26 protein-coding genes and 1 pseudogene are annotated in these 24975 nt (G+C 73.4%); 17 read left to right on the top strand and 10 right to left on the bottom strand.

From position 1 onward, the window contains the following. Positions 1–13 precede the first annotated feature (13 nt). On the bottom strand, positions 14–928 hold the full coding sequence (locus ACFC1R_RS12180) for a LysR family transcriptional regulator (RefSeq protein ID WP_375936812.1): 915 nt from the start codon (positions 926–928) through the stop codon (positions 14–16). 141 nt (positions 929–1069) lie between these two features. Here ACFC1R_RS12180 and ACFC1R_RS12175 point away from each other — a divergent pair, with 141 nt between their 5' ends. The 3 genes from ACFC1R_RS12175 to ACFC1R_RS12165 all read left to right on the top strand — a co-directional run bounded on the left by ACFC1R_RS12175 (position 1070) and on the right by ACFC1R_RS12165 (position 4180). Further along, a complete protein-coding gene (locus ACFC1R_RS12175; RefSeq protein WP_375936809.1) occupies positions 1070–1483 on the top strand; it encodes a nuclear transport factor 2 family protein in 414 nt (137 codons plus the stop codon). A gap of 33 nt (positions 1484–1516) precedes the next feature. Next, complete coding sequence (locus ACFC1R_RS12170; protein ID WP_375936805.1) at positions 1517–2452, top strand: zinc-binding dehydrogenase; 936 nt, start codon at positions 1517–1519, stop codon at positions 2450–2452. Between the two features lie 153 nt (positions 2453–2605). Next, positions 2606–4180 (top strand): TauD/TfdA family dioxygenase, encoded by a 1575-nt coding sequence (locus ACFC1R_RS12165; protein ID WP_375936802.1) that lies wholly within the window; start codon positions 2606–2608, stop codon positions 4178–4180. Positions 4181–4422: 242 nt separating this feature from the next. Here ACFC1R_RS12165 and ACFC1R_RS12160 read toward each other — a convergent pair whose 3' ends face one another. Further along, positions 4423–5193, bottom strand: a complete 771-nt coding sequence (locus ACFC1R_RS12160) for a GntR family transcriptional regulator (RefSeq protein WP_375937064.1) — start codon at positions 5191–5193, stop codon at positions 4423–4425. A gap of 357 nt (positions 5194–5550) precedes the next feature. Here ACFC1R_RS12160 and ACFC1R_RS12155 point away from each other — a divergent pair, with 357 nt between their 5' ends. The 7 genes from ACFC1R_RS12155 to ACFC1R_RS12125 all read left to right on the top strand — a co-directional run bounded on the left by ACFC1R_RS12155 (position 5551) and on the right by ACFC1R_RS12125 (position 11318). Next, positions 5551–6723, top strand: a complete 1173-nt coding sequence (locus ACFC1R_RS12155; RefSeq protein WP_375936799.1) for an ABC transporter substrate-binding protein — start codon at positions 5551–5553, stop codon at positions 6721–6723. Positions 6724–6730: 7 nt separating this feature from the next. Then, positions 6731–7705, top strand: a complete 975-nt coding sequence (locus ACFC1R_RS12150) for an ABC transporter permease (RefSeq protein WP_375936796.1) — start codon at positions 6731–6733, stop codon at positions 7703–7705. Then, positions 7705–8514 carry an ABC transporter permease gene (locus tag ACFC1R_RS12145; RefSeq protein ID WP_375937061.1) on the top strand — a complete coding sequence of 270 codons (810 nt, stop codon included), beginning with the start codon at positions 7705–7707 and terminating at the stop codon, positions 8512–8514. Before ACFC1R_RS12150 ends, ACFC1R_RS12145 begins: the two co-directional genes overlap by 1 nt. Positions 8515–8546: 32 nt before the next feature. Beyond that, complete coding sequence (locus tag ACFC1R_RS12140) at positions 8547–9638, top strand: ABC transporter ATP-binding protein (RefSeq protein ID WP_375936794.1); 1092 nt, start codon at positions 8547–8549, stop codon at positions 9636–9638. 44 nt (positions 9639–9682) lie between these two features. Then, positions 9683–10387, top strand: a complete 705-nt coding sequence (locus ACFC1R_RS12135; protein WP_375936791.1) for an HAD family hydrolase — start codon at positions 9683–9685, stop codon at positions 10385–10387. Beyond that, positions 10387–10707, top strand: a complete 321-nt coding sequence (locus tag ACFC1R_RS12130; protein ID WP_375936788.1) for a DMT family transporter — start codon at positions 10387–10389, stop codon at positions 10705–10707. Before ACFC1R_RS12135 ends, ACFC1R_RS12130 begins: the two co-directional genes overlap by 1 nt. A gap of 212 nt (positions 10708–10919) precedes the next feature. Continuing rightward, the gene (locus ACFC1R_RS12125) at positions 10920–11318 is read left to right on the top strand and encodes a peptidase inhibitor family I36 protein (protein WP_375936785.1); all 399 of its coding nucleotides are present in this window, start codon (positions 10920–10922) and stop codon (positions 11316–11318) included. Positions 11319–11388: 70 nt separating this feature from the next. Here ACFC1R_RS12125 and ACFC1R_RS12120 read toward each other — a convergent pair whose 3' ends face one another. The 3 genes from ACFC1R_RS12120 to ACFC1R_RS12110 form a co-directional block, all read right to left on the bottom strand. Next, positions 11389–12207 carry a hypothetical protein gene (locus ACFC1R_RS12120; RefSeq protein ID WP_375936782.1) on the bottom strand — a complete coding sequence of 273 codons (819 nt, stop codon included), beginning with the start codon at positions 12205–12207 and terminating at the stop codon, positions 11389–11391. 95 nt (positions 12208–12302) lie between these two features. After that, positions 12303–13322, bottom strand: coding sequence for a hypothetical protein (locus tag ACFC1R_RS12115; protein WP_375936779.1), 1020 nt, complete (start codon positions 13320–13322; stop codon positions 12303–12305). 56 nt (positions 13323–13378) lie between these two features. After that, positions 13379–13735, bottom strand: a complete 357-nt coding sequence (locus ACFC1R_RS12110) for a WXG100 family type VII secretion target (protein ID WP_375936776.1) — start codon at positions 13733–13735, stop codon at positions 13379–13381. 238 nt (positions 13736–13973) lie between these two features. Between ACFC1R_RS12110 and ACFC1R_RS12105 the strand changes: the two genes are divergently transcribed. From ACFC1R_RS12105 to ACFC1R_RS12090, 4 genes are all read left to right on the top strand, one after another. Continuing rightward, entirely contained in the window at positions 13974–15398 is a 1425-nt protein-coding gene (locus ACFC1R_RS12105) for an endonuclease/exonuclease/phosphatase family protein (RefSeq protein WP_375936770.1), read from the top strand. Between the two features lie 10 nt (positions 15399–15408). After that, a complete protein-coding gene (locus ACFC1R_RS12100; protein ID WP_375936767.1) occupies positions 15409–17382 on the top strand; it encodes a phosphocholine-specific phospholipase C in 1974 nt (657 codons plus the stop codon). Positions 17383–17527: 145 nt separating this feature from the next. Then, positions 17528–18307, top strand: a complete 780-nt coding sequence (locus tag ACFC1R_RS12095; RefSeq protein WP_375936764.1) for a class I SAM-dependent methyltransferase — start codon at positions 17528–17530, stop codon at positions 18305–18307. Between the two features lie 191 nt (positions 18308–18498). Then, positions 18499–18708 (top strand): hypothetical protein, encoded by a 210-nt coding sequence (locus ACFC1R_RS12090; RefSeq protein ID WP_375936761.1) that lies wholly within the window; start codon positions 18499–18501, stop codon positions 18706–18708. A 176-nt stretch (positions 18709–18884) separates the two neighbouring features. Here the strand turns inward: ACFC1R_RS12090 and ACFC1R_RS12085 are convergent, their stop codons facing one another. From ACFC1R_RS12085 to ACFC1R_RS12065, 5 genes are all read right to left on the bottom strand, one after another. Further along, positions 18885–19565, bottom strand: coding sequence for a phosphonatase-like hydrolase (locus ACFC1R_RS12085; RefSeq protein WP_375936758.1), 681 nt, complete (start codon positions 19563–19565; stop codon positions 18885–18887). Positions 19566–19576: 11 nt separating this feature from the next. Then, positions 19577–20698: a TIGR03364 family FAD-dependent oxidoreductase gene (locus ACFC1R_RS12080; RefSeq protein ID WP_375936755.1), complete on the bottom strand. Its 1122-nt coding sequence runs from the start codon at positions 20696–20698 to the stop codon at positions 19577–19579. A gap of 179 nt (positions 20699–20877) precedes the next feature. After that, complete coding sequence (locus ACFC1R_RS12075) at positions 20878–21393, bottom strand: pyridoxamine 5'-phosphate oxidase family protein (protein ID WP_375936752.1); 516 nt, start codon at positions 21391–21393, stop codon at positions 20878–20880. A gap of 321 nt (positions 21394–21714) precedes the next feature. Beyond that, complete coding sequence (locus ACFC1R_RS12070) at positions 21715–22368, bottom strand: phosphatase PAP2 family protein (RefSeq protein ID WP_375936749.1); 654 nt, start codon at positions 22366–22368, stop codon at positions 21715–21717. Continuing rightward, positions 22365–23006, bottom strand: coding sequence for a DedA family protein (locus tag ACFC1R_RS12065; RefSeq protein WP_375936746.1), 642 nt, complete (start codon positions 23004–23006; stop codon positions 22365–22367). Before ACFC1R_RS12065 ends, ACFC1R_RS12070 begins: the two co-directional genes overlap by 4 nt. Positions 23007–23127: 121 nt before the next feature. Between ACFC1R_RS12065 and ACFC1R_RS12060 the strand changes: the two genes are divergently transcribed. From ACFC1R_RS12060 to ACFC1R_RS12050, 3 genes and pseudogenes are all read left to right on the top strand, one after another. After that, complete coding sequence (locus tag ACFC1R_RS12060) at positions 23128–23496, top strand: BlaI/MecI/CopY family transcriptional regulator (protein WP_375936743.1); 369 nt, start codon at positions 23128–23130, stop codon at positions 23494–23496. Beyond that, positions 23493–24542 (top strand): M48 family metalloprotease, encoded by a 1050-nt coding sequence (locus tag ACFC1R_RS12055; RefSeq protein ID WP_375936740.1) that lies wholly within the window; start codon positions 23493–23495, stop codon positions 24540–24542. Before ACFC1R_RS12060 ends, ACFC1R_RS12055 begins: the two co-directional genes overlap by 4 nt. 146 nt (positions 24543–24688) lie before the next feature. After that, positions 24689–24975, top strand: a pseudogene (locus ACFC1R_RS12050) (hypothetical protein); the annotation flags it as partial.

The following is a 24975-nucleotide window of genomic DNA, read 5'->3' as shown; positions in this document are numbered from 1 at the left end:
GACGGGACCGGGGTCAGGCCGTGTCCGGCGAGCGGAGCCAGCCGCCCGCGCGGGCCGTGTCGGAGGCGACCCGGAGCAGCCGTGCGAGGGCGGGCCGGCCGGGCCGGCCCCGGGTGAGCAGGTGGATCTCGATGGTGGCGACGGGTGCCAGCGGCCGCCACACCAGCCCGGCCGGCAGGCCGTGCACGGCGGACTGCCCGACGACCGAGACCGCCTCGCCGCGCGCCACCGGGGTGTGCGCGGCGTCGAACGAGAGCTGCCGCAGCAGCAGTCCCGGGGTCCGCTCCAGCCGGGCGAAGAGGCCCATGACCGCGTCGTAGTGACCGGGGTTGGCCTCCCGGCGGTGGACGAGCAGGGTCTCACCGGCCAGCGCGGCGACGTCGACGACACGACCGTCCGCGAGCGGGTGGCCCTCGCGCATCACGACGCCCTGCGGCTCCAGCCGGAGCAGCGTTCGCACCAGTTCGGGCGCGGGCGGCGGACAGCGCACCAGCCCCGCGTCGAGGGTGCCGTCGGCGACACCCGCCACGATCTCGGCCGTCGGCAGCAGACGGGTGGTCACGGCGATGCCGGGGTACCGCTCGGCCAGCGCCGCCAGCAGGGCGGGGGCGGTCTCGTACCCGGTACTGGTGCTGTAGCCGACGGACAGCGCGCCCTGCTCGCCCCCGGCGAAGCCCCGGACGTCGCGCCAGAGCCGGTCCGCCTCGTCGCACAGGGCGGCCCCACGCTCCATCAGCATCCGTCCCACCTCGGTCGGTTCGACCGCGTGGGTGCTGCGCTCCAGCAGGCGGACGCCCAACTCCGCCTCCAGTTGCCGGATCTGACGGCTCAGCGCGGGCTGGGCGACGTGCAGCCGCTCGGCCGCCCTGGTGAAGTTCCGCTCCCCGGCGACGGCCAGGAAGTACCGCAGGCGGCGCAGTTCAGACATGCCCAGCAGTCTACGACCCGGCCTGAGCTGCCGTGATGCCGTTTCGTTCTGATCCGGTCCGGAACGGGTCTTTCCCTCCGGCGGACTGCTCTTCCTAGGCTTCCAGTACCGGAACAGCAGACCACGAGAAGGGCCGAAGACATGACCACCGAAGACCTCACCGCAGCCAGCAAGGCCGTTGTCCTGGCGTACATGAACACCCTGACCGCGGGCGACCTCACCGCACTGCGCGGCTTCTTCGCACCGGACGTGACCTGGCGGCTCGCGGGCGACCTGCCGCTGTCGCGGACCTGGACCGGGCCCGACGAGATCCTCGACGAGTTCATCCCCTCGATGCTCTCCCGGCTGGTGCCGGAGTCGATGGAGTTCGAGTTCGAGGGCCTGATCGGCGACGGCGACCAGGTGCTGGCGGAGTGGAACACCCGGGGCCTGGCAAAGTCCGGCGCCCGGTACGACCAGCACTGCATGGCCGTCTTCACCGTTCGCGACGGGCGGATCACCGCCGTCCGCGAGTACTTCGACACCCTGCACGCCAAGAACGTCGTCTTCGTCTGAGCCGGCGTCCCGACAGGGGAGAGGAGGAGGGCGATGAAGGCCGTACTGCCCGGGTCCGGGCCCGACGGCGAGCCGGTGCTGTTCGGTGAGGCCGCCGAACCCGTACCCGCCGAGGACGAGTTGGTGGTCGCCGTGGAGGCGTACTCCGTCAACCGGGGCGAGACGCTCCAGCTCGACGGGCTGCTGGGCCGGCCCCGGCCCGACTGGCGGCCCGGGAAGGACGTGGCCGGCCGGGTCGTCCGGGCCGCCGCCGACGGCGGCGGGCCCGCCGTCGGCACCCGTGTGGTGGCCCACCCGCCCGCGTACGGGTGGGCCGAACGGGTCGCCGTCCCCACCCGGAGCGTCGCCGAACTGCCGGACAGCATCGACTCGGTGACCGCCGCCGCGCTCCCGCTCGCCGGGATCACCGCACTGCGGCTGCTCCGCGCGGCCGGCCCGGTCGCCGCGCGGCGGGTGCTGCTCACGGGGGCGAGCGGCGGTGTCGGCCACTACCTGACCGAGCTGGCGGCCGCCTCGGGGGCTGCGGTCACGGCGGTCAGCGCGAACCCCGGACGCGGCGCCCGGCTGCTGGAACTGGGCGCGGTCGAGGTGGTGACCTCGGCGGAGCGGGCCCGTGGGCCGTTCGAGATCGTGCTGGAGTCGGTCGGCGGCCCGTCGCTGGCGGCCGCTCTCGCCCGGACCGCGCCCGGCGGACTGCTGGTCTGGTTCGGCCAGGCCGGCGGCGCGCCCGTGACCCTCGACTTCTTCGACTTCTTCAAGGGCCCGGCCCAGGCCAGGATCGCGCACTTCGACTACACGGCGTCCGGTGCGGACTACGGCGACGATCTCGCCGCCCTGGTCCGGCTGGTGGCCGCAGGTCGGCTGCACCCGGAGATCGGCTCGGTCCGCGACTGGTCCAGGACCGCCGACGTCATCGCCGATCTGCGCGGCCGCCGGGTGCGGGGCAAGGCGGTGCTGACCGTGGGGTGACGGCGGGTCGGCGCCGGCTGCGGCGCCCACGGGTCCGCTGCTGTTCGCGTGGCGGCCATCCGGCCGTCGCCCGGTCCTCACCCCGGCTCGACAGGGTCGTGCGCGACGCCAAGTTGGCTATACAACTTGACGCGCCCCGAGGAGGAGGTCCCGATGCCGCTTTCCGCGTACTGGCTGCGCGACAACTGCCCCTGCACCGAGTGCCGCGATCCGCGCAACGGGCAGAAGCTGTTCCAGATCACCGACCTGCCTGCGGACCTGGCCATCGCCGAGCAGGTGACGGAGGCCGGCGTGCTGGCGGTGCGCTGGTCGGACGGGCACCGGTCGGCCTACCCGGTGGAGTGGCTGACGCAGGCCGGTGCGGGGGACGGCCGGACCGAGCAGGACAAGCGCCTCTGGAGCGCCGAGGACTTCGCCGCCGGGCCGCCCGAAGCCGACTGGGGCAGCTACCTGGCCGACCCGGCGGAGCGGGCGGCCGTGCTGGCGGCGGTGCGGCGGTCCGGGTTCGCGGTGCTGCGCGGGGTGCCGGTGGCGGATCGGCAGGTGCTGGCGGTGGCACGCAGCTTCGGGTACGTGCGGGAGACCAACTACGGCGAGCTGTTCGACGTCCGGGTCGAGCCCGACCCGAACAACCTGGCGTTCACCAGCGCGGCCATCGCGCCGCACACCGACAACCCGTACCGCGACCCGGTGCCCACCCTCCAGCTGCTGCACTGCCTGCGCAACGACTCCGCCGGCGGCGACTCCGGCCTGGTGGACGGCTTCAGGGCGGCGGCCGTCCTGCGTGCGGAGGCCCCCGAGGACTTCGCCGTGCTGACCCGCACGCCGGTGCCCTTCGTCTTCCGCGACCGCGCCGCCGAACTGCGGGCCGAGCGGCCGCTGATCGAGGTGGACGGGCTGGGACGGGTCCGCGAGGTGCGGTTCAACAACCGGTCGATCGGGACGCTGCGGCTTCCCACCGAGCAGCTGGACGCCTTCTACGCCGCGTACCGGCGCTTCGCGGAGATCACGCTGCGGCCGGAGCTGCAGCTGACCTTCCGGCTGGAGCCCGGCGACTGCCTGGTCTTCGACAACGTGCGGCTGCTGCACGCCCGTACGGCCTTCGAGCAGGACGGCCACCGCCACCTGCAGGGCTGCTACGCCGACCTGGACTCGCTCACCTCCACGCTCGCCGTGCTCGACCGGCGGGCGGCCGGGCTGGAGACGCTGGAGCAGCTGTTCGCGGGCGAGGGGCTGGGCGACTACCTGGGCGAGGACGTGACGATGGCCGAACACATGCTGCAGGCAGGCGCGCTGGCCGAGGCGGCGGGGGCGCCCGCGCACCTGGTGGCGGCGGCACTGCTGCACGACGTGGGCCACTTCGGTGGCTCCGGGCTGGAGTTGATGCAGGGGCAGGACAACCGGCACAGCCACACCGGTGCCGACTGGCTGGCGCAGTGGTTCGGGCCCGAGGTGACCGAGCCGATCCGGCTGCACGTGGCGGCGAAGCGCTACCTGTGCGCGGTGGAGCCCGACTACCGGGCGGGGCTGTCGGAGGCCTCCGAGTACACCCTCCGGGTGCAGGGCGGCCCGATGGACGCCGAGGAGGCCGCCGCCTTCGCCGCTCTTGCGGGTGCCGCGGACGCGGTGGCCGTCCGCCGCTGGGACGACCGGGCCAAGGTCGCGGACGCCCGGACCCCGTCCTTCGCCCACTTCCGCCCGCTGCTCGAACTCCTCATGGCCGGGTAGACCGCCGAAGGCGCGGGCGCCCACCCTGCGGGCCCGCGTGAAGGGGCGATCGGGTCCACCCGCAGGGGCGCGGGGAACTGCGAAACGGAGGGCACGGCGCCGCACCACTCCTGCGGAGAGCAGGGCACACAGCCCCGCCCACGGGCAACCGGCGGCGACCGGCCCGGCGGGCCCGGCTGGAGGCGGTCACCTTCCGCGGCGCGCAGTTCCCCGCGCCCCCGGGGCTCACCCCTGTCCCGGGTTCAGTCGTTGTCGCGGGCGTGCCGGGAGAGCGCCGAGGCGGCAAGGGAGTTGTGGACGCTGAAGGCGACCGTGCCGGGGAGGTAGCGGTCCTGGGACCACTCGACGGGGGTGCCGGTGGGGTCGGTGGTGCGGCGGCGTTCGCGCAGCAGCGGGCTGCCCCGGCGGCAGCCGAGCAGGCGGGCGTCGTCCGCGTTGGCGGCCACCACGTCGATGGTGTGGTCCGCGTCGCTGAACAGGATGCCGTGCTCGCGCAGCGGTTCGGTGTGCGAGACCACGTCGGCCGGCAGTTGGGCCACCAGCTCGCCGACCAGCGGCGGGTAGACGGTGCGCTCCACCATCACGGGGGTGCCGGACAGGGTGCGCACCCGGAGCGTGACGTACACCTCGGTGCCGGGTGCGAGGCGCAGCTGCTCGCGTTCGGCGGCGTCGGCCGGGCGGCGGGTCAGCGACTCCAGCCGGCCGCCGGGCTCCTCACCCATCGAACGGGCCCAGTGGGTGAAGCTGAGCAGTTCGGAGAAGCTCTGCACACGGGCTCCTCCGAGCACCACCCGGCGGGTGCCGCGCCGCGAGGTGACCAGTCCGTCCGCGCGCAGCAGGGCGAGCGCCTGCCGGACGGTGCCCCGGGAGACGCCGTACTGCTCGGCGAGCGCGCCCTCGGCGGGCAGGCGCCCGGACTGGCCGTACGAGCCCGAGGTGATCGCCTCGCGCAGGTCGGAGGCCACCTGGCGGTAGAGCGCTCCGGCGGCCCGGTCGGCGGCCACGGCGTGCACGGGGTCCTGAGCCAGGCCGCCCGGTGCCACCTCGTCGTGTGCCGCGTCGTCCTGGGCCACGTCGTCCTGTGCCACGTGTGTCAATGTCCCTCCTGGGGCAGCGTCCAGCGCACGGGTACCGCGCGGACGCCACCGACTGTAGCCGCTGCTGATCACTTCGCGGCCGTCCGGATTCCACCGTTCCTGTAGCCGCCCCCTGAGCTGGGCCGTCCGTTCACCTTCCCGTCACCGGACTCCGGCGTACTTACCGACGTCGGCGAAGAGTTGCCTAGCCAACTTGGCCTTGAGTCCTCCGACACCTCCCCAACGCTCGTCCCCCCCAGCTTGCCTCTCCCCTCCCTGTCAGGAGAACTTTCCGTGACGTTGCACCGTGCCCGTGCCGCCGCCTTCGCGGCTGTGCTGACCGCCGCCGCGCTCTCCCTCACCGCCTGTGGGTCGGCCGGTTCGACCGCCGCGAAGTCCGGCGAGGCCGCGCAGCCGGGTGGCAAGGCCGCCAAGGAGGCCACCTCCGCCGCCGACTTCGGCGGGATGGACGCCCTGGTCGCCGCCGCCAAGAAGGAGGGCAAGCTGCACGTCATCACGCTGCCCAAGGACTGGGCGAACTACGGCAAGCTGATGGACGGCTTCAAGGCCAAGTACGGGATCGACATCGAGGACGAGAACCCGGACGGCTCCAGCCAGGACGAGATCAACGCGATCACCTCCCGCAAGGGCCAGGACCGCGCCCCCGACGTGGTGGACCTCGGTACCGCCTTCGCCCTGAGCGCCGGCAGCCAGGGCCTGCTCGCCCCGTACAAGGTCGCCGACTTCGACAAGATCCCGGCCTCCATGAAGGACGCCAACGGCCTGTCCTACAACGACTACGGCGGCTACGTCTCGATCGGCTGCGACGCCAAGAAGGTCTCGGCCTGCCCGCAGACCTTCGCCGACCTGCTGAAGCCCGACTACAAGGGCATGGTCGCGCTGAACGGCAACCCGACCAAGGCCGCCGCCGCGCTCAGCGGCGTCTGGGCCGCCTCGCTCGCCAACGGCGGCTCGCTGGACGACATCCAGCCGGGCATCGACTTCTTCGGCAAGCTGAAGCAGACCGGCAACTTCAACCCGGTCGAGGTGACCCCGGCGACGATCGAGAAGGGCGAGACCCCGATCACCGTCGACTGGTCCTACCTGAACGCCGGTTACACCGACAAGTTCAAGGACAAGGGCATCGACTGGAAGGTCGTCGTCCCCGCGGACGGCTCCTACGCCCAGTACTACAACCAGGCGATCAACAAGTGGGCGCCGCACCCGGCCGCCGCCCGGCTGTGGGAGGAGTACCTCTACAGCGCCGAGGGCCAGAACGGCTTCCTGGGCGGCTACGCCAGCCCGGTCCTGTTCGACGCCATGAAGACCGCCGGCACCCTGGACGCCGCGGCCGCCGCCAAGCTGCCGCCGGTCACCAAGCCGTTCACCACCTTCCCGACCCAGGCGCAGACCGACGCGGCCAAGAAGACCGTGACCGAGAACTGGTCCAAGGCGATCGCGGGCTGACCTGACGATGACTACGGCTCCCACCCCGGTGCCGACCCCCGCCGCCGCCGATCTCGGCGGCGGCGCGGGGGCCCCCGGCACCGCTACCCCCGAATCCCGGGCCGCCCGCCCGGCCCCCCGCCCGGCCCGCCGCAGGCGCGGCGGCAGCCGTGCCTGGCTGGCCGCCCTCCCGCTGCTGCTGTTCTTCGTGGTCGGCTTCGGTCTGCCGACGGTCGCGATCGCCATCGGCGCGTTCACCACCTCGACCGACTCGCCCGACGGCGGCGGCACGTTCACCACCGCCAACCTGACCGACTCGCTCCAGGGCGCGTACTGGACGGCGCTGTTCGGCAGCATCAAGCTCTCGCTGCTGACCGCGCTGATCGGCACCGTGGTCGGTCTGCCACTGGCACAGGCGGTGCTCACCTCCCGGTTCCGGATGTTCCGCGAGGCGGTGCTCTCCGGCTCCGGCGTGCTGGCCAACTTCGGCGGTGTGCCGCTGGCCTTCATGTTCGTCGCCACGCTCGGCAACTCCGGTGAGGTGACCCAGAAGCTCGGCCTCACCAAGCACGGCTGGAACCTCTACACCTTCTCCGGCCTCTCGGTGGTCTACCTGTACTTCCTGGTGCCGCTGATGATCCTCACCATCACCCCGGCCCTGGAGGGCCTGCGGGTGCAGTGGCGCGAGGCCGCCGCCAACAACGGCGCGACCGTGCTGCAGTACTGGCGGCACGTCGCACTGCCGGTCCTGCTGCCCTCGCTGCTCGGCGGGTTCGTGCTGCTCTTCGGCGCCTCCTTCGCCGCCTACGCCACCGCCGAGGCCATGGTGGGCAGTTCGGTACCGCTGATCTCGATGCAGATCGGCGACGCGCTCTCCGGCAACGTGCTGGTCGGCCAGGGCAATCTGGCGCTCGCGCTCGGCCTCGACATGATCGTGGTCGCCTGCCTGGTGATGGCGATCTACCTGCCCCTTCAGCGCCGGAGTGCCAAGTGGCTAGCCTGATCTCGAAAATCCGCTTCGGACGCGGCCTGGTCCTGCTCGTCTGCGGGGTCTACTTCGCGGTGCCGATGGCCGCCTCGGTGATCTTCAGCATCGACGACTCCAAGGGCGGCACCACCTTCCGGGCGTACACCGACCTGCTGAACGCCCCCGGCTTCACGGACAGCCTCACCCTGAGCCTGGAACTCGCCGGGGTCACCGTGGCGATCCTGCTGCTCCTGCTGGTGCCCGCGCTGCTCGCCGCCCGGCTCGGCGCGCCGAAGCTGCGCCCGGTGATCGAGGTGGTCTGCTCGCTGCCGCTGGTCGTCCCGGTGGTCGCGCTCACCACCGGCATCGTCGGCGTCCTGCGCTGGGGCCCTGACCACCTGTCCGACACCCCGCTGTTCCAGACCATCGTGGCCATCCAGGACCCGGGCTTCCCGATCGTCCTGGTGATCGCCTACGTGCTGATGGCGCTGCCCTTCGCCTACCGGGCACTGGATGCCGGACTGCGCGGCGTGGACGTCGTCACCCTGGTCGAGGCCGCCCGCAACTGCGGCGCCGGCTGGGCGCGCGCGGTGTTCACCGTGGTGCTGCCCAACCTGCGCAGCGCGCTGCTGAACGCCGCCGTGCTCACCGTCGCCCTGGTGCTCGGCGAGTTCACCACCGCCTCGATCCTCGGCTTCGCCCCCTTCTCGGTGTGGATCAGCTCCAACGGCAAGAGCGACGGCCAGATGTCGGTCGCGGTCTCGATCCTGAGCCTGCTGATCGTCTGGGTCGTGCTGCTGCTGATGTCCGCCGTCGGCCGCGGCCGCAAGTCCGCGCGTTCCTGACCCGCCCCACGTCCTTCCAGGAGTCACCCCCCATGAGCACGGTTACCGCCCCCGCCCCCGGTGCGTCCCTCGCCACCGGCGGCGCGACCGTCGAATTCCGTTCGCTGCGCCGCCGGTTCGGGGCCACCACCGCCCTGGACGGCCTCGACCTGACCGTCCGCCCCGGCGAACTGCTCGCCCTGCTCGGACCGTCCGGCTGCGGCAAGACCACCGCGCTGCGGATCCTGGCCGGGTTCGAGACCCACGACTCGGGCGAGGTGCTGGTCGACGGCGAGGACATCACCCGGATCCCCGCGCACAAGCGCGACGCGGGCATGGTGTTCCAGTCCTACAGCCTCTTCCCGCACCTGACCGCGCTCGACAACGTCGCCTTCGGCATGCGGATGCGCGGCACCTCCAAGACCGAGCGCCGCAACCGCGCCCAGGAACTGCTGGAGCTGGTCGGCCTGCCGCAGCGCGCCGGGCACTACCCGCACCAGATGTCCGGCGGCCAGCAGCAGCGGGTCGCGCTCGCCCGCGCCCTGGCGCTGAAGCCGCGCGTCCTGCTGCTGGACGAGCCGCTCTCGGCGCTGGACGCCAAGGTCCGGCTCAGCCTGCGCGAGGAGATCCGCCGCCTGCAGCAGGAACTCGGGATCACCACCCTGTTCGTCACCCACGACCAGGAGGAGGCGCTGTCGATGGCCGACCGCGTCGCCGTCCTGCGCGGGGGCCGCCTGGAGCAGTGCAGCACTCCCTCCGAGCTCTACGCCCGTCCGGCCACCGCCTTCGTCGCCGAGTTCGTCGGCACCATGAGCCGCATCCCGTGCGAGCGCTCCGAAGACGGCGTCGAGGTGCTCGGCCGCCGCCACGCGGTGGACGGCGTGCTCCCCGCCGACGGCGCGCTGGACGTCCTGGTCCGGCCGGAGAACGTCGGCCTGGTCCCGACCGCGAACGGACGGGCGCTGGTGGTGTCCGCGTCCTTCCTCGGCAGTGTCACCCGGCTCACCGTACGGCTCGCCGACGGCACCGAGATCAAGTCCGACCTGCCCACCGAGGCGGCGGCCGCGCTGCCGGTCGGCAGCAGCGCGGAGGTCACGCTGCCGGAGCGCCCGGTCCTGGTCGACCGGCGGGTTGCCACCACCTGACATCTCGTCAACCGTTACGTCCCATGAACACCGAAGGTACCGCCATGCCTGACTCCCCCGTCCCGCCCGGCCCCGCCGCCGTCCTGTTCGACATGGACGGCACCCTGGTCGACACCGAGCACCTCTGGTGGCAGGCCGCCGCCGAGCTCGCCGCCGAGCTGGAGGTCACGCTCACCGACGACGACCTGCCCGAGGTGCTCGGCCGCCCGGTCGAGCACACCGCCGCCCACCTGCACCGCACCAGCGGCACCGACCGGGCCGAGGCCGAACTCGCCGCCCGGCTCAACGAGTCCTTCAGCAGCAAGGTCGCCGCCGAGGTCGTCCCGCGGCCGGGCGCACTGGCCCTGTTGACCGAGCTGCGGGACGCGGCCGTGCCCACCGCTCTGGTCTCCGCCTCGCCGCGCCGGGTGGTCGACCTGGTGCTCTCCTCGCTCGGCAGCCAGTGGTTCACCATCACCCTGGCCGCCGAGGACACCGAGCGCACCAAGCCCGACCCGGCCCCCTACCTCGCCGCCGCCGACCGGCTCGGCCTCGACCCGGCCGCCTGCGTCGCGGTCGAGGACACCCCGACCGGCGTCGCCTCCGCGCACGCGGCGGGCTGCAACGTCCTGGCGGTACCGTCCGCCGTGCCGATCGCGGCCGCCGAGCGGATCACCCTGCTGGAGAGCCTGGAGCAGGCCGACCTCGCCCTGCTCGGCCGACTCGCCGCCGGGCCGGCCGCCGCGCCCGCCGAGCGGCACCCGGCCTGATGCCGTACCTGCTGCTCGCCCTCGCCATCACCAGTGAGGTCTGCGCCACCAGCTGCCTCAAACTCACCGAGGGCTTCACCAGGCTCTGGCCCAGCATCGCCGTCGGCATCGGCTACGCGCTGTCCTTCCTGCTGCTGGGCCGGGCCCTGAAGCACATCCCGGTCTCCATCGCATACGCGGTCTGGTCCGGTGCGGGCACCGCCGCGGTGGCGGCGATCGGCATCGTCGCCTTCGGCGAACAGCTGGGCCGCGCCCAGTGGTTGGGCATCGCCCTGATCATCGTCGGTGTCGTGGTGCTCAACCTGCGCGGGAGCCACTGAGCGGGCCCGCCGGCCGGCGGAGCGTCGGCCACCACCCGAGGGGCGCGGGGATCCGCGCGCCGGATCCGCGGCTCGACGGCGGACCCGACGCCCGGTTCCCCGCGCCCCTTTCCGGCTTCTCCCGGAATCGCTCCGCATAAGGAGTAGTCGCGCGATAACGTCTGGTAGCCGACCGGACTTCTCCTGGCGTCCCCTTGATGAACGGAGTCCCCATGCGTCATCGCGCCATCCGCCTCGCCGTCGTGGCCGCCACCGCCTCAGGGCTTGCGGCGACCACCGCACCCGCCACCCATGCCGACACCGGCCGGGCGCCGGAGCAGTGCAGGAAGGGCTACTTCTGCCTGTGGGAGGGGCCGCACCAGACCGGCCGGCTGCTCTTCGCCGAGGACGCGCACGTGACGAAGGAGGGCTTCCGGCTCGCCGAACAGGACGACATCGAGCCGTCCGTCCACCCGCGGTCGGCCCGCAACCCGCTCCCCGACGACTTCGGCTGCATCGTCCGCCTCAACGACCGGCCGGACTTCGGGGGCGACGAGCAGGAGGTCGCCGGCTTCGGCGACCACGAGCTGGACGGCCGCCGCGTGGGTTCGCTCACCTCCGACTGCGGCTGACCCCCGGCTGCGGACCGGCCGCCGGGCGGGCGAAAGAGCGTCCCGCCCGCCCGGCGGCCGTGAGCCGGTGTCAGCAGTCCTTGAACGACGAGCAGAGCGGGGACTCCAGCGCCTTGAGGACCACGGCGTCCGCGGGCGCCGACCACGGGTGCGCCGGGTGGTCCGACCAGAGGGCCAGCTCGGTCACCGTACGGCCGGTCAGGGACAGGTACTGGTGCAGGGTGTAGGTACCGCCGCTGGTCTCCGGGACGGTGACGGTCGCGGCGAGGTTGCTGTTCCCGTTGTCGCCGCCGGTGCTGGTCACCTTCACCTTCGCGCCCTTCGTGCTCCGGCCGCAGGCGTTCAGCTCGTCCGCCAGCCCCTGGAAGAGCGCGTTCGCCATCTGCGCTCCGCCGCTGCTGGTCCCGGGGAAGTGCACGACCGTCTGCTGGACCTGCCAGTCCGCGTAGTCCTGGCCGGGGGCGGCGAGGTGCGACTGCGCCGCGGGTCCCTTCCAGTCGGCGAGGTCGTTCGAGGGGTCTCGGGTCGACATGCAGAGCTGCTCGAACTCGAACTTCGGGTTGTTCACGGCCTGCGCCGCCCCGGCCAGGGCGCCCCAGTGGTACTGGGCGGCCATCGGGATGCCGTTCGAGGCCGTCCACGCCGAAGCCGGCACGCCGCCGGCCGGGTTGGCACCGGCGTTCGCGGGCACGGACGCTGCGGGCTTGGCGGCCCCGGACGGCGCCGCCGCCGGGGAGTCGGCCGCGCTCTTGGCCGGTGCCGGTGCCGCGGCGGCCGAACCGGTCGAACCGGACGCCGGGGTCGGGTCGTCGGTCGGCCCGCAGGCGGTCAGCGAACCGAGGGCGGCGAGCAGCAGGGCGGCCGTGGTGAGGGTGGTGGAGCGGGACACGGGGATGACTCTTCCTCAGGTGTGTGTCGGAGAACTCGGGAGGGTGCGGCAGCGCCGGCCCCGGTGCCGGGCGGCGGCGCTGCCGCGCGGGACCGTCAGTAGCCCGCCGACGGCCGGTTGGGGTCGGCCTGCTGGACCTTGGCGGCGAGGTTCGAGCCGTCGGGCGACACGTGGTACCTGCCCATGATGTAGTTCATGGACGCGGCGCAGTTGGCGACCGGGTCGTAGATGTCGGTCGACGTCCCGGGCTGGTGGTACGCGGCGAAGGTGCTCGGTATGCACTGCCAGGCACCGCGGGAGCACTCGGCTGGCGCACCGTCCGCCATCCTCGCTCCGTGGGCGTTGGTGTCCCAGGTATTGACCTGCGAGTGCGGCGCGTTGTAGGTGGACTCGCGCGAGGCGATGGTGAGCATGCCGCGCATCCAGTTGGCCCGCGCCTGCGGATCGGTGATGCCCATCTTGTCCAGCGCCTGGTTGATGTAGTCCTCGGTGGCTTCCTTGCCGCTCTTGAACGTTCCGGCGCCGCCGTAGGTCACGTCCGAGACCGGGATCTTGCTCGCGGTGCTCACGTGGCCGTCCGCGGTTCCGTGGCCGCCACCGCCACCGCCGTCACCGCCGCCCGGGCCGCCGTCGTGACCGCCGGAGCCGCCACCGTGGCCGCCGTCGTGACCGCCCGAGCCGCCACCGTGGCCACCGGTGCCCCCGGGAGACGGCTGCGGCTGCGGCTTCGGGCTCGCGGGCGGCGGAGTCGGGGGCTGCTGCCGCTTGAGGTCCTCCTCGATCTTCTTCTCGGCCGCCTCGTACTCGGCCTTGACCGCCTTCATCCGCTCCGCGCCGTCGGCGATCTGCTTGGTCAGCTGCTCCTTGTCGGCCTGCAGCCGCTTGGTCGCGGTCTCGATCTGCTTCACGTCGTCGAGCACCTGGAAGGCGATCCCGAAGCCCGGGATTCCGGCGAAGGCGCTCGACGCGAGGTCGACCGCCGTCGCTCTGGCCAGCGTCTGCGTGATCTGGCCGAGCTGCTGGTTCAGCTGCTCCATCCGCTCGCTGACCGAGCGCCAGTCCTGCTCGATCTTGGCGAGTTCCTGCATCTGATAGCCGAACTGGTCATTTGCCATGTCGGGCCGATACCCCCGTAGATTCTTCTGTGCGGTGCTGGAGAGAGTCCGCGGACTCAGTAGGCGTTCGCCAGGCGGTCGACCGACGTGCCCAACGAGGCCAGGTCGTCGGCGACCGTGTTCATCTCGCCCACCCGTGCCCGCGCGTAGCCGGCGAAGGCGTCGGACGCCGGACCGTGCCAGGTGAGCTGGCCCAGTGCCCCGCTGATCTCCTTGGACAGTCCGTCCATCTGCTTGCTCAGCGCGGACAGTTCGTCGGCTATCTTGTGCAGGTCCGCCTCGCCGCCGCCGAACATCTGGGTCAGCGCCCAGTGCGCGATCTCCGCCGGCGCCATGACGATGTCCTCACCGACCTTGACGACGTCACCGGCCAGGCCCTTGGCGTCGTTCCAGGCGTCTCCGAGGAAACTCATCCCAACTCCCCCATACTTTGTTCGCTGATACCGCGTCAAGAGGCTAGCGGACCGAAAACCACCTGGGGAGACCCCCCTCGCGCCGGGGAGCGCACCACCGGCGGCCGAGTTCCGCATTCTCCCGACCGGCCGTCATGCCCTGTTCACGTGAAGTCCGCCGCACCTAGAGTGAATGGGGTCAGTTGTACAGCCAACTCGACCCAGCTGCGCCGGTGTTGGCGCGGCGGACAGGATCTCCGTGGCGACTGGATCCACCCTCGTCCTCAGCACGCCGGCAAGCCCGACCGAAGGCGACAAGCTCACCTTCCACTGGACCACCGGCGCTCCCGACCCCAAGAACTGGGTCGGGATCTACGACGGCACCCGGCAGCCCGGCACCGGCTCCTCGCTGCTGTGGAAGTACACGGCCGGGGGATCCGGTGACGTCCAGCTGGACACCTCGGCGCTGACCGGCGGCCCCTACACCGCGTACCTGCTGGCCAAGGACGGGTACCAAGTCCTGGCGCAGACCGCTCCGTTCAGCTTCCGGCCGAAGCCGGCGCCGATCCGCGCGCACCTGGCGGTGGACGCCCTGACGGCCGGCCGGGTGGCACCGGGCGCGGCGGTCGACGTGAAGCTGAGCGGCCTGTGGATGCACGGCACGGGTGCGGTCGGCTACCGCCGCACCGGCGGGGACTCCTGGCTGACCGTCGGCGCGGACGGGACCGTCACCGGCACCGCGCCGAGCACCGCCCCCGCCCACCCCGGCATCGTCACGGTCGAGGTGAAGGACGCCTCCGGCGCGGTGGACACCATCACCGTGCAGGTGCCGGTCCGGGCCGCCGCCGACCCGCTGCGGCTCAAGGTGGCCAGCTGGAACCTGTGGGACGCGGGCACGCACGTCACCGACGGCGTGGAGAAGCAGCTGCGCACGGTCCTCACCCAGGGCCTGGACGTGCTGGCGCTCCAGGAGACCGCGGGCACGGCGGCGCAGGCGCTGGCCACCGCGCTCGGCTGGTACGCCTACCAGAGCGCGGGCAGCCTCGGCGTCCTCAGCCGCTACCCGCTGACCGCCGTCACCGGCACCACCGCCACGCTGCCCGCCGCCGCCGTCACCGTCCAGCTCCCGGGGGCGCGCACCGTACGGCTGTGGGCCGCACACCTGGACGAGGCGGACTACGGCCCGTACGCGCTGCAGGACGGCACGAGCGCCGCCCAGGTCGAGACGGCGGAGGCGGCCTCCACCCGGGGGCGGCAGGCGAAGGCACTGGCCGCGGCGGTCAAGGCGGACGTCGCGGGCGGCGTCCCGGTGATCCTGGCCGCCGGGCTCTCCTCCCCCTCGCACCTGGACTGGACGGCGGCGACCGCCGCCTCGCACGGCGGGGTCGGCCCGCTCAACTGGCCGGTCACGGTGGCACTCCAGGCCGCCGGGCTGACCGACGCCCACCGCGCCGCCCACCCCGACCCGGCGGCCTCGCCCGGCACCACCTGGTCGCCGACCCGCAAGGTGCGCGGCAGCAAGCCGGAACCGCAGGACCGGATCGACCAGATCCAGTACGCGGGCCGGCTCACCCTGGTCGAGGCGCACGCCCTGGCCGTCGGCTGGCCGCAGGCCGACCCGGTCACCGCCGCCAACGAGTGGCCGTCCGACACCGCCGCCGCCGTCGCCACCTTCACCCTCTGAGAGGCCAGCCATGACCCAGCTCAGCCGCCGCACCTTCGTCGGCGCCACCGCGGCCGCGGGCGCAGCCGCCCTGGCCGGCCTTCCGTCGGCAGCCTCCGCCGCCACCGCCGCGGGCACCTCGGCCGCCACGGCCACCTCGGGCAGCGTCGAGGACGTGAAGCACGTGGTGATCCTGATGCAGGAGAACCGCAGCTTCGACCACTACTTCGGCACGCTGAACGGTGTCCGGGGCTTCGGCGACCGGCAGGCGCTGCAGTTCCCGGACGGCGGCAACGTGTTCCGCCAGCCCGACGCGGGGCGCAGCGACGGCGGGGTGATGCTGCCGTACCGGATGGACACCACCAAGTACAACGCGCAGAACGCCGCCGGGCTGGCCCACGACTGGGCGACCGGCCACCAGGCGATCAACAACGGCGCGATGAACAAGTGGGTCGCCGCCAAGGGCGAGCGCACCATGGGGTACTTCACCCGCGCCGACATCCCCTACCAGTACGCCCTGGCCGACGCCTTCACGCTCTGCGACGGGTACTTCTGCTCGCTCGCCGGGCCGACCGACCCCAACCGGCTCTACCTCTGGACCGGCACCGCGGGCCCCGGCCGCGACGGCACGACCGGCCCGTGGATCGACAACACCCCGGTCACCAACAACCCGGTGGCGGACTGGACCACGTACGCCGAGCGGCTCCAGTCCGCCGGCGTGAGCTGGCGGGTCTACCACAACCCGAGCGAGGACGAGCGGACCGGCGACTACGACGACAACGCGCTGTCGTACTTCAAGCAGTTCCACGACTTCCCCGCCACCGACCCGCGTTACGTCAACGCGATGACCAAGTGGGACCTCACCGCCTTCGACCAGCACTGCAAGGACGGCTCGCTGCCGACCGTCTCCTGGCTGGTGGCGCCGTACCTGTTCTGCGAACACCCCAACGCCAGCCCGGACTACGGCGCGCACTGGGTCGACACCGCGCTCCGGTCGCTGATGTCCAACCCGGACGTGTGGCAGCACACGGTGTTCCTGGTGATGTACGACGAGAACGACGGCTACTTCGACCACGTCGTGCCGCCGACCCCCGAGCCGGGCACCCCGGAGGAGTACACCCAGGGGCGGGCGATCGGGCTCGGCAACCGGGTGCCGCTGTGGGTGGTGTCGCCGTGGTCGCGCGGCGGGTGGGTCAACTCGCAGGTGTTCGACCACACCTCGGTGCTGCGCTTCCTGGAGGTGGTGACCGGCGTCCAGGAGCCCAACATCTCCGCCTGGCGCCGGGCCGTCTGCGGCGACCTGACCAGCTGCTTCGACTTCGGCAAGCCCGACTACTCGATCCCGGTGCTGCCGGACACCGTCGCGCTGATGGCCAAGGCGGACGCGGGGGCCTCGCTCCCGGCGGTCGCGCTGCCCGCGACCGGCACCCAGGCGCTGCCCGCCCAGGAGCCGGGCAGCCGTCCGCACCGCAGGCTGCCGTACCGGCCGTCCGCCGACGTGGTGGTCGACCGCTCGGCCGGGACCGTCACCTGCACCTTCGCCAACTCCGGCACGGTGGCGTTCCCCTACACCGTCTACCCCAACATCGTGTACGCCTTCGCGGGTACGCCGTACACGGTCGCCCCCGGCGCGACCGGCAGTTACACCTGGGACGCGACGGCCACCGACGGCCGCTACGACTTCACCGTGCACGGCCCGGACGGCTTCGTCCGCCGCTTCGCGGGCAGCGTCGTCCGGGCGGACCAGGACGACACGGCCGTCCCCTCGGTCAAGGCCACCCTGCGCGGCTCGGGCCTCGCGCTCCAGCTCGTCAACGACGGCTGCACGGAGGTCTCCTTCACCGCCGCCCCGAACGACTTCGCGGGCACCGCCCGGACCGTCTGGGTCGCCGCCAAGTCCAGCACCACCGTCAACTGGCCACTGGACGGCGGACGTTACGACGTCACGGTGACCGCCGCCACCGGCACCCGCTTCACCCGCCGCTACGCCGGCACCCTGCACTGACCGCGTGCCTCCGGCGGGGCGGGCCCGCCTCCGCCCCCCGGAGGAGCCGGAGGCGGGACCGGCCCCCGCGGACGGTGAGCCGTCCGCTCACCGGTTCGGCCCCGTCGACCGGCGCCGTCCTTGACGGACTCGATAGGTTCGGATCATGGGTGGACGGAGAGCGGACGGCAGCGCGGGCGACGCGGACTACGGCACGATCGGCACCGGCTACGCCGACTACCGGCAACCGGACCGGCGCATCGCGGCGATCATCGCCGAGGCCCTGGGCGACGCCCGGACGGTGGTCAACGTCGGCGCCGGCGCCGGGTCGTACGAGTCCACCACGCTGCGGGTGACAGCCGTGGAGCCGTCGGCGTCCATGCGCGACCAGCGGCCGGCCCACCTGCCGCCCGCCGTGGACGCCGTGGCCGAGCACCTGCCGTTCGCCGACGACGAGTTCGATGCCGCGATGACCACCTTCAGCGTGCACCAGTGGAGCGACGTCCGGGCCGGCCTGCGGGAGATGCGGCGGGTGGCCCGCGGTCCCGTCGTCGTCCTCACCTGCGACCCGGCGCTCGTACGCGACTTCTGGCTCCACGAGTACGCCCCGCTCGTCCTCGACACCGAGGCGCGGCGCTATCCGGCGGTCCAGGACATCACCGAGGCCCTCGGGGGCCACGTCACGGTCCGGCCCGTCCCGATCCCGGCCGACTGCACCGACGGCTTCAACGAGGCGTACTACGCCCGCCCCGAGCGCCTGCTCGACCCGGGCGCCCGCCAGGCGTGCTCGGCGTGGAGCTTCGTCGACCCGGTGCTGGGCGAGCAGTACACCGACCTGCTCCGCCGCGACCTGCTCAGCGGCGCCTGGGACGAACGGCACGGCCACCTGCGCCGGCAGCCCCACCTCGACGGTTCGCTCGTCCTCATCCGCGCGGTCCCGGCGTAACGGCCCGCCGCCTCGGGAGCGGCGAGCGGGCCGCGCGCCCGGCCACCGCCCGGGTTCCGGGCTGCCGATCCGCCGGTCCTGCCGCGCCGATGGGCGGGAGGGCCCCGGTGCGCCCCCGTGACCGGACGTGTCAGACACCTTGTCGGTGACGGCTCCGTGTGCCGGGGCCGGTCCGAAGGAATACTGGGCGTATGAGCGAAGGCCAGCAGCGAACCAGGTCGGTGGCATTCAAGATGCCGTGCCCGTACTGCGCCGACGGGGTGCGGTACCGGGTACGCGTCGGCGTGCGCGGCACCACCACCGGGAGCGGGACGGTGCCGGAGACCTGCCAGTGGTGCATCGGGCGCGGCTGGCTGCCGATGAACGGCAGGGTCTGGCGGGACTGGCCGCAGAACGGCTGACCGCTCCGCCCGACCGGAACGGCCGACCCCGGAACTCCCGCCCCCCGGAGCGGCCGGCGGCGGAGCGGTCGATGGGACAGTCGGCGGGAACCGTCCGGCCCGCCGTGCGCGGGCGCGGCGGGCCGGACGGTTCGAACGGCTCCGGGGGCTGCGGGCGCCCGGGAAGGCCGCCGTCCTCAGTCCGCCAGCAGTGCGGGCAGCTCCGCGATCGAGCCGAGCACATGGGTGGCACCGTCGGCGCGCAGGCGGTCCTCGCGGTGGGCTCCGGTCAGCACACCGGCCACCACGCTCGCGCCCGCCCGCACACCGGTCAGCATGTCGTACCCGGTGTCGCCGACCACCGCGAGCTGCCGGACGGAGTCGGTCCGGGTGCGCAGCAGCGCGGTGAGCGCCAGGTCGGGGTACGGGCGTCCGCGTCCGGCCTCGGCGGGGCAGAGGGTCAGGTCGGCGATGTCCTGCCAGCCGAGGGCGCTGAGGATGCGGTCCTGGGTGGCCCGGGAGAAGCCGGTGGTGAGCACGACCGAGCGCCCGCCGGAACGGAGTTGTCCGATCGCCTCGGCGGCACCGGGGAGCGCGGCGCAGTGCCCGGCGTCGATCAGGTCGTGGTAGGCGGCCTCGAAGGCGACGTTGGCCCGCTGTGCGCGCTCCTCGTCCTCGAACAGGTGGCGGAACACCGAGATCTTGGACTCGCCCATGGTGGCCCGGACGTAGTCGAGCATCTGCCGGTGGCGCTCGCTGCCGGCCTCGACGCCGAGCTCGTCGGCGGCGTCCAGGAACGCCTGCTCGACCAGGCCGTCGTCGGCGACGGTGGTGCCGGCCATGTCCAGGACGACGAGCCGAATGTCAGTAGTGGTCATCTCACGTGCCTTCACAGGTTGCAGAGTTGGGCGGTGGTCTCGGCGATCGCCGGGGAACAGGTCATGCCGCGGCCACCCGGTCCGGTGACCAGCCAGACGCCGTCCCTGACCTGCTCGCGGTGGACGACCCTGGTGGTGTCGACGGTCTGCGCGTACACCCCGGCCCAGCGGCGGCGGATGCGCGGCAGCGGCCGGCCGAGCAACTCCTCGGCCACGGCGGACAGGTGCTCGTACGGGTCCTCGACCACGTCGAAGCCGAACGGCTGGTCGTACTCGTGGGTGTCGCCGATGGTCAGGCCGCCGTCCTCGCGCTGGACCATCAGCAGCTGCATCCGGTGCTCGGCGGCGACCGGCGGCTGCGGCTGGACGGCCCTGAGCCGGTCGAGGGCGCTGCCCGCGAAGGCCGGGTAGTAGCGGAAGCTGTCACCGTCGGCCACGGAGGTGGTGAGCGGTTCGTCCAGCGGGTCGGTCTGCATCATCTGCAGTCGCACCCGGCGGACGGGCAGTTCGGGCGCCAGCTCCCGCACCAGGCCGCCGAGCCAGGCGCCGGTGCAGAGGATGACCAGGTCGCCCCGGTGCACCTGGCCGTGGTCGTCGCGCACCGCGTTCTCACCGATCACCTCGCGGACCTCGCGTCCGGGCAGGAAGGTGTAGCGGCCGGTCGACTCCAGCGCCGCGCGCAGCGCGGGCTGGGCCAGGCGGGGTTCGACGGCGGCGTCCCTGGGACACCACAGGGCGCCGAGGTACTTGCCGCGCAGCGCGGGGTTCACCGCCCGGGCCTCGGCCGCGTCGAGCAGGCGGTAGCCGCGCTCCTCGGCGTCCGGCAGCGCCGATGCCTGCTCCGCGACGGCCAGTTCGGCCTCGGTGCGGACCACGGTGAGCGAGCCGTTGGGGCGGAAGTGCAGGCCGGGCACCCGCTCCCCGATCCCGGCCCACAGGTCGCGGGCGCGCTGGGCGACCGCCAGCTCCTCGCCGGCGGCCCGGCCGCTGACCCAGACCAGGCCGAAGTTGCGCACCGAGGCGCCGCGCGCCTCGCTCTCGCGCTCCAGGTGGACGACCTCGTGGCCGCGCTCCACGGCCTGCCAGGCGTGCATGGTGCCGAGCACGCCTGCTCCTACGACGACGATTCTCATGCGGACAGGCTGGGGCGCCGAAGTGTCGGCGAGGTGTTCCCCCGACTGCGGAGAGATGAACCGATCGCAAGAGTTGTACATACAACGAAGCCTAAGTTGTACAGCCAGCTTTTCGCCAGAGGCCGCTGGAGAAACCTCCACCGCAGCCGGCGGGACGTCAACCGCGGGCCGGCCGGACCTCAGCCGCGCAGCACCGCCGCCCGCAGGTAGTTGCGCCGGCCGAAGTGCGGTTCGTCCACGGCCGTCAGCTCCTCCACCTGGAACCGGTACAGCGCCGCCACCCCGGCGCCGGTGAGGAACTGGTGCCGCACCTCCGGGTCCTGGGCGAACGCCGGGTACCGCCGCCGGTACGCCGCCAGGGCCGCTGCGGCCCGCCGCCCCCGCGCCTCGCCCGCACTGCCGGTCAGCTGGACGCCGCGCAGCTGCTCGCCGAAGACCGGCGGGGGCAGGAACACGGTGGCCGCGGCGCGCGCCTCCGCCGCCAGGTACCGGCTGTGCCGGGTGGAGCGCTCGCTGACGAAGTACAGCACCAGGTCCTCGTCGTGGGCGAAGAACGCGAGGTTGGCGTGCGGGCCGGACTCCGGGGCCGCGGTGGCGAGGGTGAGGACCATGCTCTCGGCCAGGAGCCCCTCGACCCCCTTGGCGAACTCCTCGGCGGGCCAGTCGCCCTGGGTGATCTCGAGTCGGTATGCCATCGGACGTCCCCCTCCGCCGGGCCGCTCGCCACCCACCACCGAGGGGGCGGGAACGACTGAGCCGGGCAGGGGTTCTCCCCTGCCCGGCTCACCATGCTGTCCCTGCGCGACACCCGGCACAAGGGTCCTGCGGAGCCCGACCGAGCGGTGCCGGACCCACCCGGGCGGCCCCGCTCCCGGCGGTACGCGGGCGCCCGGCCGGCCGGGCAACGGCAGGGGCGCGGGACACCGCGCGAGCAGCCCGCGCCCGCGCGCACGGCCGGTCGCGCGGTTCCCCGCGCCCCTCGGTGACCGGCCGGCCGTCGAGGGCCGGCCGCCCGGTCAGTAGCGGTGCTGCCAGTCCACTGCCGCAACCGCCCGTCCGGCACCCAGGACGGGGGCCAGCGGGCCGCTGCGCAGCCGGTCCACCAGCGGCGCCAGCCGGCCCGCCAGCAGCGCGAGCGGAATGCCGACCACGACGCCGACCAGCGCGCCCACCGCGACGTCGTGCGGGTAGTGCACGCCGACCCAGACCCGCGAGGCGGCCATCAGGGCGGCGAAGACCATGGCGACCCAGCCGAGCCGGCGGTAGGCGAAGACGAGCGCGGTGGCGGCGGCGAAGGCGATCACCGAGTGGTTGCTCGGGAAGGACCAGTCACCGGCGACCGGGCAGGTCTCCAGCGTGACGCTGGTGGGCATCTGCTGACAGGGGCGGTTCTCCTGGACCAGGCTCTTCAGCCCGGAGTTCACCACGTAGGCCGCGATCACGATCAGCGGCGAGGCCAGCACCCTGGCCATCACCACGGAGCCGTCGGAGCGCGCCTTCCACCAGCCGTAGGCCATGAAGACCGCGAACAGGCCGAGCCCGACCGCCGACCAGACCTTGACCAGCTGGTCGAACCAGCTGGGCGACGAGTGCGCCCACCCGATCACGTCGGTGTACAGGCCGCCGTCGATGCCGCTGCCGTCGTAGGCCAGAAAGAAGGACGGACTCACTGTGCAGCACCACCGGTTCGTCGAGCACGCAGGATTTCAAGAACAACTGGGATCACGGAGACAACTACTACCAGACCGATGATCGGCAGCAGATAACGGTCGATACCGCTCACGGAGGAGCCGAGCCCGTACCCGGCCAGCACCACGCCGACCGCCCAGAGGGCGCCGCCGAGCACCTGCCAGCGGACGAAGACCCCGGCGGGCACGTCGAGCACCCCGCAGAGCGGGTTGAGCACCGTGCGGACCACGGGGATGAAGCGGGCCAGCACGATCGCCTTGCCGTGGCCGTACTTGGCGAGCAGTTCCTCGGCCCGCTCGGCGCCCTGCCGCAGGCTCCTGCGGTTGCTGCGGGCGAGCAGGGCCCGCCCGCCCCGGCGGCCGATGACGTAGCCCGCCTGGGCGCCGACCAGCGCTCCGGCGAGCGCGGCGGGGATCACCTGGACGAGGTGCAGCTGCGGCCCCGAGGTGGCACCGGGCACGCACAGCAGCCCGGCCGTGAAGAGCAGCGAGTCGCCGGGCAGGAAGAAGCCGACCAGCAGACCGGTCTCGGCGAACAGGATGACGGCGATGCCCAGGGCGCCGAAGGCGGAGAGGAGCGACGAGGCGTCGAGCACATTCACCGCGAGATGGGCGGACAACTGGACCAAGGCTGGCGGACCTCCCGTACGTTGGGATGCGGCCCCGCGCGGGGCGTTCGACTGTCTACAATGACGTAGACGGTCGACAGGACTGTAGACGATAACTCGGAGGGTGTGCGACATGACGGACGGAACGCAGTCGCGTCGCAGCGCCGGAGAACTGGAAGCCCAGGTGCTCGCCGCGCTCTGGTCCGCCGGGCGGCCGCTGACCCCGCAGGACGTCCAGACCGCCCTCGGCGACGGGCTGGCCAGAACCACCATCGCCACCATCCTCGGCAGGCTCCACGACAAGGGCACCGTCGACCGCACCAAGGCCGGACGGGCCTTCGCCTACACCCCCACCGTCGCGGACCAGGCCGGGCTGGCCGCCCGCCGGATGCGCAGCGAGCTCGACCGCGGCGACCGCACCACCGTGCTCGCCCGGTTCGTCTCCGACCTCTCCGCCGAGGACGAGCGCCTGCTCCGCGAGCTCCTCGGGGAGACCTCGTGATCGTCGCCGTGTGGGCGCCCCTGCTGCTGCCCTTCCTCGCCGTCCCGCTCGCCCGCCGGGTCGCCGAGGCGCTCAGCCCGCGTCCGGCCGCCTGGGTCCTGGCCGGCACCGCCGTCACCACCGCCGGGGCCACCGCCGTCTCGCTCGGCCTGCTCGCCTTCACCGGGCTGCTGCGCCTGCCGGCCGTCGCCGCCCTCGGCCACCTCGCGCCGCACCGGCTGGCCGACGCCTCCGCCTACCCGGCGGTCGCGGCCGCCCTGCTGCTGGTGGCCGCCTCCGCCCTGCTGCTGCGCACCGGCCACCACCAGCTCACGGACCTGCGCCGCGCGCGCAGCGCCGCGGACGCCGGGCACACCCGCAGCGCCACCGGCCGCCTCGCCGCCACCGGCCGCACCAGCCCCGCGGATCTCTCAGGTCTCGCAGATCTCTCGGACCGGGCGGAGCACGCCACCGCCGAGACCACCCACGCCGGGGCGCTCACCGTGCTGGACGACGACCGGGCCGACGCCTTCGCCCTGCCCGGACCGCTCGCCCGTCCCGCCGACCCCGGCCGCATCGTGGTCACCACCGGGATGCTCCGCGCCCTCACCGGCCCCGAACGCGCCGTGCTGCTGGCCCACGAACAGGCCCATCTCGGGGCCCGGCACCACCTCTTCCTCGCCGCCACCGAGTACGCCACCGTGCTGCACCCCGCCCTGCGGCCGCTCCGCGCCCCGCTCGGCTTCCAGCTCGAACGGTGGGCCGACGAGGTCGCCGCCCGGGTCACCGGCGACCGCACGCTCACCGCACGCGCGGTCGGGCGCGCCGCCCTCGCCGCCGCCGGGGCACCCCGGCCCGACCGGCCCCGGCTCGCCCCCGCCGCCCACTCGGGCCCGGTCCCCCGCCGGGTCGCCGCCCTGCTCACCCCGCCCCGCCCACTGCACCGCACCGCGGGCCGCACCGCCGCCGCCCTCGCCCTCGCCGCCTGCCTGGCCCTCACCGCCTCGGCCTCCCTCGAAGCCGCCGCCGACCTGCACGACAACGTCGAAGCCGCCCAGGCCCACTGACCGGCACGGCCCACGCCGGGGCCCGCGTGAACGGTGCACCGAGCCCTGCGCCGAACACCCTGTACCGGACGCCCCGCGCCGCGGGCCGGGTGCCCCGCGCCAGGTGCCCCGGCGGGGCGCACCTCCCGGCCGGAAGGTGGGGGAGCATGGCCTACCGAGTGCACCGCGAAGCAGCAGCACACCGCGAAGCAGCAGCAAGGGAGATCGCCAGCATGCCCGTCCAGCCGATCACCGTCCTCGGCGAGTGCGTTGCCGATGCCTTCGTCCAGTCTCCCGACACCGGCCGCCCCACCAGATCCGGTGCCGAGCCCGGCACCGGAGCCGGCACCGGACCGGGCGGCGCCGCCCGGTCGGCCGCCCCCGGTGAGCTGACCCTGCAGGTGCACGCCGGCGGCGGCCCCGCCAACACCGCCGTCGGCCTGTCCCGGCTCGG

Source organism: Kitasatospora sp. NPDC056138, from assembly GCF_042264695.1.
Lineage (GTDB): Bacteria > Actinomycetota > Actinomycetes > Streptomycetales > Streptomycetaceae > Kitasatospora.
This window is presented reverse-complemented; position numbering and strand designations above follow the sequence as displayed.

Excerpts from the sequence above, each read along its gene's own strand:
- ACFC1R_RS12135 (WP_375936791.1), top strand. The coding sequence starts at position 9,683 with ATGCCTGACTCCCCCGTCCCGCCCGGCCCCGCCGCCGTCCTGTTCGAC.
- ACFC1R_RS12170 (WP_375936805.1), top strand. The coding sequence starts at position 1,517 with ATGAAGGCCGTACTGCCCGGGTCCGGGCCCGACGGCGAGCCGGTGCTG.
- ACFC1R_RS12115 (WP_375936779.1), bottom strand. The coding sequence starts at position 13,322 with ATGGCAAATGACCAGTTCGGCTATCAGATGCAGGAACTCGCCAAGATC.
- ACFC1R_RS12110 (WP_375936776.1), bottom strand. The coding sequence starts at position 13,735 with ATGAGTTTCCTCGGAGACGCCTGGAACGACGCCAAGGGCCTGGCCGGT.
- ACFC1R_RS12175 (WP_375936809.1), top strand. The coding sequence starts at position 1,070 with ATGACCACCGAAGACCTCACCGCAGCCAGCAAGGCCGTTGTCCTGGCG.
- ACFC1R_RS12060 (WP_375936743.1), top strand. The coding sequence starts at position 23,128 with ATGACGGACGGAACGCAGTCGCGTCGCAGCGCCGGAGAACTGGAAGCC.
- ACFC1R_RS12150 (WP_375936796.1), top strand. The coding sequence starts at position 6,731 with ATGACTACGGCTCCCACCCCGGTGCCGACCCCCGCCGCCGCCGATCTC.
- ACFC1R_RS12095 (WP_375936764.1), top strand. The coding sequence starts at position 17,528 with ATGGGTGGACGGAGAGCGGACGGCAGCGCGGGCGACGCGGACTACGGC.
- ACFC1R_RS12080 (WP_375936755.1), bottom strand. The coding sequence starts at position 20,698 with ATGAGAATCGTCGTCGTAGGAGCAGGCGTGCTCGGCACCATGCACGCC.
- ACFC1R_RS12100 (WP_375936767.1), top strand. The coding sequence starts at position 15,409 with ATGACCCAGCTCAGCCGCCGCACCTTCGTCGGCGCCACCGCGGCCGCG.
- ACFC1R_RS12165 (WP_375936802.1), top strand. The coding sequence starts at position 2,606 with ATGCCGCTTTCCGCGTACTGGCTGCGCGACAACTGCCCCTGCACCGAG.
- ACFC1R_RS12125 (WP_375936785.1), top strand. The coding sequence starts at position 10,920 with ATGCGTCATCGCGCCATCCGCCTCGCCGTCGTGGCCGCCACCGCCTCA.
- ACFC1R_RS12130 (WP_375936788.1), top strand. The coding sequence starts at position 10,387 with ATGCCGTACCTGCTGCTCGCCCTCGCCATCACCAGTGAGGTCTGCGCC.
- ACFC1R_RS12075 (WP_375936752.1), bottom strand. The coding sequence starts at position 21,393 with ATGGCATACCGACTCGAGATCACCCAGGGCGACTGGCCCGCCGAGGAG.
- ACFC1R_RS12090 (WP_375936761.1), top strand. The coding sequence starts at position 18,499 with ATGAGCGAAGGCCAGCAGCGAACCAGGTCGGTGGCATTCAAGATGCCG.
- ACFC1R_RS12140 (WP_375936794.1), top strand. The coding sequence starts at position 8,547 with ATGAGCACGGTTACCGCCCCCGCCCCCGGTGCGTCCCTCGCCACCGGC.
- ACFC1R_RS12180 (WP_375936812.1), bottom strand. The coding sequence starts at position 928 with ATGTCTGAACTGCGCCGCCTGCGGTACTTCCTGGCCGTCGCCGGGGAG.
- ACFC1R_RS12085 (WP_375936758.1), bottom strand. The coding sequence starts at position 19,565 with ATGACCACTACTGACATTCGGCTCGTCGTCCTGGACATGGCCGGCACC.